The organism is Candidatus Borrarchaeum sp. (assembly GCF_019058535.1).
GTDB lineage: Archaea > Asgardarchaeota > Sifarchaeia > Borrarchaeales > Borrarchaeaceae > Borrarchaeum > Borrarchaeum weybense.
The window spans coordinates 51,942-63,737 of the sequence record NZ_JAHPYX010000257.1 but is presented as its reverse complement, the minus strand read 5'-3'; the positions used below and the strand labels follow the sequence as shown (position 1 = coordinate 63,737).

Sequence of the window (11,796 nt, the reverse complement as noted above, 5' to 3'; positions counted from 1 at the left end):
CTTGGCTATAATCGTAGACGTATTGACAAAGAGGACAAATTGTTGCGAGGCCATCGAATCCATATTCTTTTATGGCTTTGAGTTTTGAATATCCAAGTTTTAATGTGATTTCCGGATCATATGAATATTCTTTCGTTCCGCAACACGCAAGTCGTTCAGGATAATCCATTGTATCTGCACCTATGGCTTCAAGAATTCGTTCCATCTTTATGGGGGTTTCTGAATCGTCAGGGCGTCCTGGTAGTTTGCTTGGTCGTATTGCATGGCATCCATAGTGGGCTGCAATTCTAAAACCAGTCAATGGTTTTGTGACGGACTGTTTTATCTTTTCAAGACCAATTACGTCATGTAGAATCTCTAGAACTAAATAGTTGCCGTTAGTTCCTTTGTATTCTAAATCCTCTTCGGCAAGTAACTGATTTACTTGCTCCTTAAGTTCTGGATCTTCTGCTAGGAAATGTTTTACTTCTTCCAGAGATAAGTAGCATCCATTACATAGAGCAAGAATATCCAGATTCTTTTCTTCTGCGAGAGCCATATTTCTTGCACTCATCGTCAACCATGCAAGACTATCAAGATCTCCAAATGGAAGACCACAACAGCCAGCTTCAGGAAGGTCAATCAAATTAATATCAAATTTTGGTAAAACTTTGCGTATTGCTAGTTCATAGTCATAGCCATAGGTAGGTACTGTGCAACCTAAATAAAGTGCCAAATCCATGTTTATTCCTCCTTTTCCATCCACCTTGCTAGGGAAGTCTTTTTCAACATTGCTTTTATTTTATCCAGACGAGGTTTCGGTAACTCGGGAAGATCATCTATATCCTCACGTTCTCCTTCAACCCATGTAAAATCTCTTGCAAAACCAGTTGTAATGATATTTCCAAATTGGGATTTCAAACCTATTGTAGGAGGTTCAATACCTCGTTCAAATGCGAGTTGAGTGAGTGATCTGATAACCTCCATTGGTGAAACGTCTTGAGGACATCTTTCCTTACAAGTCATACACCATACGCAAGCCCAGATAGTTTTATCATTGATAAGCTCGTCGATAAATCCCATTTTTGCCATTGCCACAAAAACATGTGGGTTGAAACCGTCTAACTGCCTAGAAATAGGACATCCGCTAGTACATTTTATGCACTGGTAACAATAACCAGGCTCTGCCTCGCCTACAGCTTGGCGAATTTTTTCTAATGCTTTTGGGTCAGCTTTTTTTGTCTCTAATACTTGTGGTGACAGGGGGAACAGCCTCCTGTAGTTTGAATATGTGAATAAATGAACTTAAAGTGTAAATTAATTAGAAGGAAAGGATATGTAAGCCCCGCATATGGGCCCAGTTCCTGTCGACTTCATACTTTTTTGTCGATCAGATCATCCTGTTGCAATGACCATATCCTTCTTTGCAAGTACGTTACCCTTCTCATCTTTGACAATGAGATGAGCACTACAAGCTATTCAACAGTCATAACAGCGTATTAACATTTCGAACAGGTTAAGAAGTTTCTCATCAATTTCAACCATATAATCGCCTCTCTTTAAATTTTCATTAATAATTTTAATTTCTCTCTTGTACTTCGTCCTCTCTTTGTTTATGTTTTGACCATAGGCTCTGGTAATTTAAGTTCGTTTACGATTCCTTCTTCGAAAACTTTCTTAGCCAGTTGTTTTAATCCGACTTCAATTGCGTGGAGATTGTGGTTCGTCGCTACAATGAGATTAGCTTTCGTTATTACTCCGTTCGCATCAGACCAATAGTTGTGGGTAAGCGTTCCGCGAGGTGCTTCAACAATACCTACACCTTCGCCTTCTTTGGGCTCGATATCGGCTAATTTAATATCTGTGCTGACGATATCTGGATCTTCCAATAGGATCTTAGTTTTTTCTGCAGATTCAAGCATCTCGATGAGACGGGCCCAGTGATATGCAAATGTATGGTGACTTGGACGTCCTAAAGTTTCTCTGAAGAGTTCCAATTCTTTTTGTGCTATCGGTGTTTCCATTTTGTCAACAACATTGATTCTAGCTAAGGTGTTTGCTCTCCAAATTCCTGCAGGGTAGCCAGCGGGTTTGTAGAAGACATGTGTTGTGTAACTGTGATCGGTCACATATTCGCCCATGTAGTCCTTGTAGTCTTGTGGTTTGAAATCCTCGACAATTTTGCCTTCGGGGTTCATTACGCGCACTGTTCCATCAAAGTAACTATGAACTCCATTATTTGCCAGACCAACATAATGCGTTGGGAGCACCCCAACCTTTGTCGCAACATCAAGATAATCAGTTGTTACTTTTTTCCCGAGTTCAAGACTCCATTCGCATAACTCGATGATACGATCCACTCTCTTTAAGTATTCGTCCCGTGATTCTTCTGAAAATCGATAGGATTGTCCTCCTGGGATTGCAGTAACTGGATGTACAGCTCTACCTCCGATTGTATGACAGAGGTCTTGTCCGAATCGCATGAGCTCAATAGCCTTCTTTGCTTCTTCAGGCATATTCTGAATAATGCCAATCAAGTTGCGCACTGCTGGATCTGCAAATGGACCAAAGATAAAGTCAGGCGCTGCCAAAGCATAAAAGTGGATTGCATGACTTGAAATCATTTTAGCTTGAAGTAGAAGTTCTCGTAGTTTGTGGGCAGCAATGGGGGGTGTAATATCCCATGCGTCCTCTACTGCCTTTATAGAAGCTAAGTGATGTGCTTCAGGGCAAATACCACAGATACGTGGCACAATACGAGGCGCATGTTCCATCAAGCGACCTTCCAAAAACTTTTCGAAGAAACGTGTAAGTGTCACCCGTGCTTGCGCATCTTTTACTTTCCCATCATCTGTTAATTCTATTGTTACATTTAAATGTCCTTCCAACCGTGTTACGGGTTCGATCTTAATTGTAGGCATATTTCTTATACCTCCATACTCTTTTCTTTTACCATACGTGGGAGGAGTGCTTTAGCTAAAAAGAACTTGTAAAATGTTCCTACAGTATCAGGCACCATTTTCCGGAAATCTTCAGGGTCAATATCTTTACAAATACTAGCTAATGCACTCATCATCTTAGATCCTTGATCTCTGACGTTAGGCGCAGGACCCCAGCATCCAGTACAAGGTACACCAGCGTTCGGACATCTCACACCACATCCCGCACGAGTGGCAGGACCCATACAAATGTAACCTTGTTCTAGAAGGCATTTTTCTGGGTCAGGAATGCCTTCGAAATCTCGTTTTATCACTGTAAGTTTTTTCTCCTCACGAGTACGCTCACATTCATCACATTGAGTTTTCACCGGGAACCCCAATACCTCAGACCAGAGGTATTCTTCTCCGTGCTCTTGTAAGATGCTAACAACCGTGCCGAGTCCATGTTCAAGAACACCACCAACGACCTTGAGAATGACTTCAGTCTCGGGCGGACATCCCCAGATATGAAGATCCACTGGAACTATCTCGTCGTTAGGAATGATGAATGGTTCGAAATCAGGTACATCATGCGTAGGGATTGTTCCCTCAACAACTGTATCTGCGGTGAGGAATTTTCGTTCTTTGCAAGCTTCAATTGAATATGAGTTTGCCATGCCATAAACTCCACCGAAACAAGAGCAAGTTCCGAATGCAATTACCGCTTTTGATTTCTTCCGCAGTACTTTGAGATGATGCACGTCTTCTTCTGTTCTGCTACAGCCTTCGACAAAACCGATGTCAATTTCTCCATCAGGAAGGGCTTCAAGGTCTTTGTACTTGTAGTCGACCACAGCCGCCCAATGGACAATTTCCAAGTGGGGCACTACATCTAGGAGTTTCTCATGCATGTCCACAAGACTCTGATGACAACCCCAGCAGCTCGCAAGCTGCAAAAAAGCTACTTTCAATGGCATAAAAATCAACCTCTTCCATTCATTATTATGTTACCTTTTCACATTCTTTTCCTTTCATTAACATGTTTTGTTTATTTAAATCTTCATTATTGTTAATGACGAACGCCAAAATATCATCATTCATCATTATTGTTCATTACAGATAATTTGTGACTTCTTTATTCTTTATCGGAGCCATCAAAGGGCCCTAACTCCTTCAATACTTTAACGAAATCCTTTACTACTCTCGTGAATTTCTCACCCTCAGAAGCAGAAACCCACTCCAAACGAAGACGCTCTGGATTAATGTTCATTGAACTTAAGTACTCCTTGAGCAAAATAACTCGTCTTTGAGTCCTGTAATTGCCCTCGACGTAGTGGCAATCTCCTAGGTGGCATCCTCCGATGAACACACCATCGGCTCCTCTTCGAAATGCTTCGAGAATAAACTCAGGGTCAACGCGTCCAGAGCACATGACTCTTATGATTCTAATGTTAGTCGGATACTGCATTCTACCAAGACCAGCCATATCAGCGCCACCATAGCAACACCAGTTACAAAGGAAACCTACGATCTTGGGTTCAAAGTTTTCTACGATTTTTTCCTTTTTTACCATAACAGCTTCTGTCATGACATTTTCCTCCTTTAAGTCTCCAAAGCCGCTATTACCTGATCCATCAGTTGTTTTCTAGTATAATGTCTATTTGTTATTGCATTTGATGGACAAGCAGCTCCACATGTGCCGCAACCTGTACACAGGGCATCAATTACTTCCGCACGTCTGTGTCCTTCGACATCAACACCTTTAATAGCAGAGTAAGGACATACATCAAGGCACACACCACAACCACTGCATATATCTTTGTCAACCCATGCAGTAATCGGTTCAATTTCAACTTCACCTGCAGCTAATAGATCAATTGCCTTGGCAGCAGCATTAGCTGCGTGTGATACCGTATCAGTGATATCTCTAGGTGCCATACAAGTTCCAGCAAGCATAATTCCTCTTGTATGCGTTTCTGCTGGCTGTAATTTGACGTGGGCCTCTAGGAAGTAACCATCGGCACCTCTTGAGATTCGTAAGATTTGTTGGAGTTCATCAATTCCTTTAGGTGGTGTTAATGCGAGGGTAAGAACAGCCATATCAACAGTTATTTCCATATGACGAGCTATATTGGAATCGTATACATTGAAGACTAGTGATCCGTCTGGATTTTGTAAGATCTCAGATGGCTGTCCTCTGATGAATTTGACACCCATGTTCCTTATTTTTCGATAAAATTCTTCGTATCCTTTACCAAAGGAGCGGAGATCAATGTAACAGATGTAAACATCTGTGTCAGGTCCGAGTTTCTCCTTTAACAAATACGCTTGCTTCATTGCAGCCATGCATCCATATCTGCAACAGTACAATTCGTTTTCTTCGTCTCGTGCGCCTACACATTGAATAAAGGCTACCGACTTAGGTTCCTTGTTGTCCGAAGGTCTAAGGATGTGGCCCTCCGTCGGACCGCCTGCATTAACTATCCGTTCAAAGTCCATATTCGTAATGACGTTGGGATATCGTTCATATCCTAGTTCTGGGATCTTAGAAGCATCAAAGGTATCGCAACCCGTGGCGACTACTATTGAACCAACAGTTAATTCAACTATTTCTGGCTCTTGATCGTAATCTATGGCATTTTTAGGACATAACTGTTTGCATGTGGTGCATAGTTTGTTTTTAAAGTAAAGACAGTGCTCAGAATCAATCGCGTATTTTAGCGGGACTGCTTGAGGAAATGGAACATCAATTGCCGCTCTCTTGCCGCGGTTCATATCAAATTCGTTAGGAATTCTCACTGGGCATACAATGGCGCATTCGCCACACCCAGTACAAGCGTCTATGTCAACATAGCGAGGTTTTTTCTCAACAGTTACCTTGAAATTTCCGACATATCCATCTACATGCTTTACCTCAGAATAGGTGAGAAGCGTAATATTAGGATGTCGAGATGCTGAAACCATTTTTGGCGTTAGAATACAAGCAGAACAGTCGAGTGTTGGGAATGTCTTGTCTAACTGCGCCATTTTTCCTCCAATGCTGACCTCCCTCTCAACTAAGTAGACCTTTAGGCCTGCATCAGCCATATCTAACGCAGTTTCGATTCCTGCAATTCCACCGCCAATAACTAAACTTGATTTATCCACAGGTATAGTCATCTTTTCTAGTGGTTCAAGGTCGCTTGCTCTAAAAACAGCCATACGTACTAGGTCCTTTGCTTTATCGGTAGCTTTTTCTTTTTCATTCATATGACACCAGCTACATTGCTCCCGAATATTTGCAACTTCAAGAACATAAGGATTTAGACCAGAATCAGTAATCGTTTTTCTAAAGGTATTTTCATGCATTTTTGGACTACAAGCCGCAACAACAACGCGGTTTAATCCAAGTTCTTTGATATCATCCCGAATCATATTTTGTCCAGGCTCAGAACATGTATACAAATAATCCTTAGCAGTTACAACATTTGGTAATTTTGCTGCATATTCAGCAACTGATTCGCTATCTACTGTTCCTGCTATGTTCTTTCCACAATGACAAATGTAAACGCCAATTCGGGGTTCTTCATCTTTGCTTTTTTGAAGTACTTCTTCACTCATGAACCGTCACTCCACTAAAACATTTAATTAAATGATGAAATTAATCAGACATGAGTTTCTTTGTATTTTTTGCCTGTTTCTTGTTTTTTACTTGTTAATCGGCGTAATAAACTCTCTCCTTTCTCTGTAAGAGACTCTTTTTTGATCATGTTCGCTCTAACGGCGCCTTCAAAGATATCTTTGCCTTTTTGTGTACGGACGAAGACGGTTGACCAGCCACCGGGCGTGCCTATACTTCCAACACTTATATCTGCATACCAAGCAGTAAGATCTTCGCATGAATGACAGCCACTTCTTACAGCCTCTGTAGTCTCCTCTAGGGGTATAGTTTTTGCGTCTCCTCCATCTTTTGGAAAGATGTGCAAAGCGCCTTTTTTAATATCCATTTTACGTATCTGATCGATGGTCGCGCCTGTCTTATCTAAGATAAGTTGATGCAACTTCTTCGCATCGAAGTTTTCCATACAAAATAGTCCAATATTTAAAACAACTAAATTTGCTGGGCGGATATCCGCACCTTCCAAGGCATTATGCATCTTTCTTATGCCATGTGCTTGACAAGGCGTTCCAACAAACGCCAATCGTAGCCAATCTTCGCCTACCGGATGTTTCGCTAATAACTCCTCAACAACTTCCCTATATTGGGCAAGGGAAATAATATTAGGACTGAGTGAGTAACGCGTACCGGCAGATTTCATTAATTCCTCATATGAAGTAATGATCTTTGGTTTTGGAACCCATGGGTTCTCCTCACTTGCTTCAGAGACTATAGCTCCATCTATGAGTCCTTTTTGAAATGCAAATGCTAAGATTGTGGAGACTATACCTCCATCTTGAGCGACTTCGGCGATCTCAGGTACCTCAGTTTTAGCTTTGTAGAGATTTAGATAAGTACCAAAAACATCTTCTGTACCAAATAATTCTTGCATACGCGGCTCAAGTGATTCTGTGACAGGGCACACAAAATAACAAAGTTTACACTCAATACATTTGCCTACGGGTGGTTCCCCCTCAGGAATCTCCCCAGGAACTTCTTGAAGAGTTGGAATGTCATCAATAAATTTTATAACTTGAGTTGGGCAGACAGCAACGCAACTACCACAACCAGTACACTTTCCTTTATCAATAACATCAGCCTTTAAATCTGTAAATGGGCCTAGTTTAAGTTCAACTTCTAAAGTCATTTCAGCTCACTCTCTTATCATCTACTTATAGTAAAATGTTCATTGAACATCAAAACAATATCCTCAAACGACAAAGCCTAGCATTTTAAATTTCTTTCTACTAATGATTAATGATTATTTTAGTTGTTCGAGTGGATTCTACAGTTTAGGGTTTAAAAGGTTTATCTTATAAACTACAATGAACTATAATGAACTATATCTTGATTTGAAGAGCAAGAAAACTATCTAATAGTACCATATAACATATAATAGGGGATTCCTATGAAGTTACCAAAAGAACTTCTTTTAGGATTAATACCACCTCACATGCTGGATCGTGGTCTTATTGTTTTGGAAGAAACGCTAATAAAACCTATAAAAAGGCTTTTTGAACAAAGAACACTTCCAAAAGAGGGATGGTCTGATGAGTCAATTAGATTATTGCTCAAGGTTTTGTCATCTATGGATACAGATAAGGATCCTAAGGCGGCGCGAATCGGCGAACGGGAAGCGAGAATTGCATCGCCTTTAGTTTCAGAATTAGCTGCGGGATTTAATCATGGAGTTGGAAGAAGTGGTGTATTAATAGATCCTCAACCAAAGGCAGCAGGCGGATCTTTAATGTATCAGATCGCTAACAGACTTGCGACAGACTTACTCAAAAAATTTGGAATTGAAAATATTTCAGGGGCATACATCATCCCTCTAGCTACTGGTATGAGCATTGGTCTGGCATTAAAAGTTGCACGGGATCTTACAGGAGGACAAGAGGTCGTTTATCCTCGAATAGATCATGAATCACCGTTAAACGGTATTTCACTTGTTGATTTGCAACCGAAAATTATACAATGTAAATTAGACGGTGATGCTGTTATTTCTGATCCAAATGATGTTGAAGCAGCAATAGATGAACACACCTCTGCGATTTTGACAACAACTACCTTTTTCCCACCACGACAGCCTGATGATGTAATTTCAATAGCAAAAATAGCAAAAGAAAAGAGGATCCCACATGTAATAAATAATGCTTATGGCGTGCAATCACCTGTGATAATGAAGATGATAAGAAGCGCGATTTTTAAAGGACGTGTAGATGCAATAATCCAATCTACTGACAAGAATTTTCTGTGCCCTGTTGGCGGATCTATTATAGCTGGACCTGATGAAGAATTTCTTAAAAGAGTAGCGCATTCATACGCGGGACGTGCAACTGCTGCACCAGTTGTACAATTTCTGGCCGCGATTCTATCATTAGGAGAGAATGGATATAGAGAATTAATACAGCAACAAAATGAATGCTATAATTTATTGAAAACAAGACTTGAAGAGACGGCAGAAAAACATGGAGAGCGTTTACTTGAAGTAGATAGTACTATCGCTGTAGCAATGACAATTACAGAACCAAGAATCGCGCATAAATTAGGTGCGCAATTATACACTTTACGAGTAACAGGACCGCGCGGGTTACCTAAGGCAGACTCTACTTTTGGAACATGCCATGACACATATCCAACCCAATATCTTACAATTAATGCTGCTATTGGAGTAGAGAAAACAGATATTAACACAACTGTAAAACGATTAGATGAACTTCTCAGTAAACATCCTCTCTCATAAACAGCGATAAAAGGAAATTTGTTATAGCCTCCAGGAAAAGCAATGTTAAACTAACTTTTTTATAGTAGCCTTCACCCATTTAACGAGTTCTGGGCTTCCTCCCTTCATTAACGCTTCTTTGTCTGCAAGCAAATTAATAGGTGAGATTTTAAAAAACCATCCTGCTCCATACGGATCTGTTATAACCAATTGAGGATCATATTCTACATCTTGATTCACTTCTACTATTTTACCAGAAATTGGGTTGTAAAGAGTTAAAGAGCCCTTCCACGAATCCGATGCCCCTATTGGCTTCCCCGCAGTTATTTCATACCCAACTGGATAGAAGATTTCGATGAGCGCAAACTCTTTAACCGCTTTTACAGCAAGTTCATTGAGTCCGATTATCGCCAAATTGTCACTTTCTATGCGAATCCATAAAAACTGGTCGGAATAATAGAGATCATCAGGAAATACATAACCTTCTATGTCCATTTTTATTTCTCCTAAATATAATGTATAAATCTCCTGGCGGTCGCGTTCATCGCCCATCTCCCACCTCAAGAGGCTTTAAGAGGTGGAATCATTTGTATTTTTTATTTTATTTAATAGCGCAATACCTTGCTCCATGTTCGAGTGGAAATGTGTTTTATCCATACCTGCTGCAAAAACCACTGGTAAGTTGATCGTTTTTTGAGGCGATAGCTGTCCAAAATCCCATTGTAAGCCAATTGAACAGTCATCAGGACCTCGAAAGTTGATGTTTCCTAAGTTAAGGTGATGTGATTTGATTCTGAGTCCATAAGGACTGTTACATTCATACCGGGATGATTTAATTGTACTACAGAAGCCCGCATGAACATTAGATCGCGAATGGTATTGGTAAATTATGTCATCATCGTACCGTGCAAAATTATCTTTGTAACTCTCCTTACCCTCGATATCAAGGTCTATGAGCCAATAAAGAGAAACATCAGTAAGTGATGAGTTTTTCGAAGTATTTTTTATCATGTAATCAAGCACAAAGAACGGTTGCTTTGGAAAATACACACAGATGTTAAGAGATAAGGATATATTCCTCAAGGGATCGTATTGCAGATGAGTTTCTCTGTATCGAATTCTGTGACCACTAATTTCTGCAAATGAAGCAGTCGTGTCAACGATCTCCCAATAATCGCAACTTTTTATGATCTTCTGAGAATTATTCATATTGCATTTTATCCAGAGACCATTTACTCTTTTTAGCGGGTTATCCAATAATCTGTGTTCACCAGTGTCATCAACATATGTGATTCTTGCGATGTCAAGCCCCATCAGATCCGCTTCCGTGATTCATTTAGAGCAAAGCATTCGTGACTCTACTATCATTCTTTCGACAGTGGAAATTAGCGCCCACCTCCTCAATGTTCTTGCACTACATCATCAGCCTCATATAAAGATCTAATACTTAAATTGTTACTGTTAAAACTTTCTCCATCGGCATATTCTTTCCGATTTTTGGGCATTTACAATAACAAACAGCACAAAGTACTTCAATTAAACGCTTAACAAAAAGGTTTCATTACCTGAACAGTTACTAATTAAACTTAAGGGTCAAATTGATATGATTGAGGGACAAGAGTGGACAGTTTACAGTACGTAATGCAGAATCATCCTTGTTATATCAACGGCCATTCGAGATACGGGCGAATTCATCTTCCAGTCGCTCCAAAGTGCAATATGAAATGTAATTACTGTGACCAAAAAATAGGCTGCAGTTATCATGCTTTTAGACCCTCAGTGGCTACGAAAATTCTTTCGCCTGATGAAGCTGTTGAGTTAGTCAGAAAATATGCACACAATGAACGGTTGAGAGTAGCGGGTATTGCTGGCCCGGGTGAACCACTATATAATGAAAATACATTCAAAACACTAGAGAAAATTCATATAGCCTTTCCAGAGTTGATATTGTGTCTAAGCACAAATGGTCTTCTATTAGAAGACTATGCTGAAATGTTGAAAGACTTAGGCGTTAAAGCGTGTACAATAACGATAAATTGCTTAGATGCAAATATTGGAGCTAAGATATACTCCTATGTGACATATAAAGGTACTAGATATGAAGGAATCGAGGGAGCCCAACTCCTGATAGAAAAACAACTGAAAGGGTTAAGTAAAATCGTTAAACAGGGGATAGTTACAAAAATAAATAGTATTTTGATCCCAGGAATAAACGACATGCATATAGCGGAGATTGCAGCTGAAGTGAAAAGAAGAGGTGCACACCTCCAGAATATAACTCCATTAATCCCTTTAGCTTCTTTTGAGGATATTAGAAAACCTACATCTAGCGAAATAATAGATGCTAGGAATAACTGCGAAAAAATAATTCCTCAATTCCGACACTGCAAACAGTGTAGAGCAGATGTTATTGAGATCGCTTGAGATTTTGGTGGTTTTTATTACTCTTTCAAAATGAGCTGCGTGAAAATATAGTTTATTTAATTTGTAATGACAGTAAAAATTATAATGACAAGTTTATGAGAAGGAAAGTATTCATT

11 protein-coding genes are annotated in these 11,796 nt (G+C 39.9%); 2 read left to right on the top strand and 9 right to left on the bottom strand.

Annotated elements, in window-relative coordinates; all coding sequences use genetic code 11:
- From QVB70_RS16080 to QVB70_RS16050, 7 genes are all read right to left on the bottom strand, one after another.
- Positions 1–721: CoB--CoM heterodisulfide reductase iron-sulfur subunit B family protein (locus tag QVB70_RS16080; RefSeq protein WP_287588374.1), on the bottom strand; the 721-nt coding region annotated here is incomplete at its 3' end.
- Positions 722–723: 2 nt separating this feature from the next.
- Entirely contained in the window at positions 724–1,188 is a 465-nt protein-coding gene (locus tag QVB70_RS16075) for a 4Fe-4S dicluster domain-containing protein (RefSeq protein ID WP_287588376.1), read from the bottom strand.
- Positions 1,189–1,592: 404 nt separating this feature from the next.
- A complete protein-coding gene (locus tag QVB70_RS16070) occupies positions 1,593–2,900 on the bottom strand; it encodes a Ni/Fe hydrogenase subunit alpha (RefSeq protein WP_287588371.1) in 1,308 nt (435 codons plus the stop codon).
- Positions 2,901–2,905: 5 nt separating this feature from the next.
- Positions 2,906–3,874, bottom strand: a complete 969-nt coding sequence (locus tag QVB70_RS16065; RefSeq protein WP_287588368.1) for a hypothetical protein — start codon at positions 3,872–3,874, stop codon at positions 2,906–2,908.
- A gap of 158 nt (positions 3,875–4,032) precedes the next feature.
- The gene (locus QVB70_RS16060; RefSeq protein WP_287588365.1) at positions 4,033–4,485 is read right to left on the bottom strand and encodes a hydrogenase iron-sulfur subunit; all 453 of its coding nucleotides are present in this window, start codon (positions 4,483–4,485) and stop codon (positions 4,033–4,035) included.
- Between the two features lie 14 nt (positions 4,486–4,499).
- On the bottom strand, positions 4,500–6,497 hold the full coding sequence (locus QVB70_RS16055; protein ID WP_287588362.1) for a CoB--CoM heterodisulfide reductase iron-sulfur subunit A family protein: 1,998 nt from the start codon (positions 6,495–6,497) through the stop codon (positions 4,500–4,502).
- Between the two features lie 44 nt (positions 6,498–6,541).
- Positions 6,542–7,681: a Coenzyme F420 hydrogenase/dehydrogenase, beta subunit C-terminal domain gene (locus tag QVB70_RS16050; RefSeq protein WP_287588360.1), complete on the bottom strand. Its 1,140-nt coding sequence runs from the start codon at positions 7,679–7,681 to the stop codon at positions 6,542–6,544.
- 261 nt (positions 7,682–7,942) lie between these two features.
- On the opposite strand from QVB70_RS16050, the gene spcS reads away from it, so the two are divergent.
- A complete protein-coding gene (gene spcS, locus QVB70_RS16045) occupies positions 7,943–9,277 on the top strand; it encodes an O-phosphoseryl-tRNA(Sec) selenium transferase (protein ID WP_287588358.1) in 1,335 nt (444 codons plus the stop codon).
- Positions 9,278–9,322: 45 nt separating this feature from the next.
- Here the strand turns inward: spcS and QVB70_RS16040 are convergent, their stop codons facing one another.
- The gene (locus QVB70_RS16040) at positions 9,323–9,808 is read right to left on the bottom strand and encodes a hypothetical protein (protein WP_287588356.1); all 486 of its coding nucleotides are present in this window, start codon (positions 9,806–9,808) and stop codon (positions 9,323–9,325) included.
- 18 nt (positions 9,809–9,826) lie between these two features.
- A complete protein-coding gene (locus QVB70_RS16035) occupies positions 9,827–10,570 on the bottom strand; it encodes a hypothetical protein (RefSeq protein ID WP_287588354.1) in 744 nt (247 codons plus the stop codon).
- 306 nt (positions 10,571–10,876) lie between these two features.
- On the opposite strand from QVB70_RS16035, the gene QVB70_RS16030 reads away from it, so the two are divergent.
- Positions 10,877–11,680 carry a radical SAM protein gene (locus QVB70_RS16030; RefSeq protein ID WP_287588352.1) on the top strand — a complete coding sequence of 268 codons (804 nt, stop codon included), beginning with the start codon at positions 10,877–10,879 and terminating at the stop codon, positions 11,678–11,680.
- Positions 11,681–11,796: the final 116 nt, after the last annotated feature.

Bases quoted from the DNA above. Each gene is read 5' to 3' on its own strand.
- spcS (WP_287588358.1), top strand. From the start codon at position 7,943: ATGAAGTTACCAAAAGAACTTCTTTTAGGATTAATACCACCTCACATG.
- QVB70_RS16040 (WP_287588356.1), bottom strand. From the start codon at position 9,808: ATGGGCGATGAACGCGACCGCCAGGAGATTTATACATTATATTTAGGA.
- QVB70_RS16070 (WP_287588371.1), bottom strand. From the start codon at position 2,900: ATGCCTACAATTAAGATCGAACCCGTAACACGGTTGGAAGGACATTTA.
- QVB70_RS16050 (WP_287588360.1), bottom strand. From the start codon at position 7,681: ATGACTTTAGAAGTTGAACTTAAACTAGGCCCATTTACAGATTTAAAG.
- QVB70_RS16055 (WP_287588362.1), bottom strand. From the start codon at position 6,497: ATGAGTGAAGAAGTACTTCAAAAAAGCAAAGATGAAGAACCCCGAATT.
- QVB70_RS16035 (WP_287588354.1), bottom strand. From the start codon at position 10,570: ATGGGGCTTGACATCGCAAGAATCACATATGTTGATGACACTGGTGAA.
- QVB70_RS16060 (WP_287588365.1), bottom strand. From the start codon at position 4,485: ATGACAGAAGCTGTTATGGTAAAAAAGGAAAAAATCGTAGAAAACTTT.
- QVB70_RS16065 (WP_287588368.1), bottom strand. From the start codon at position 3,874: ATGCCATTGAAAGTAGCTTTTTTGCAGCTTGCGAGCTGCTGGGGTTGT.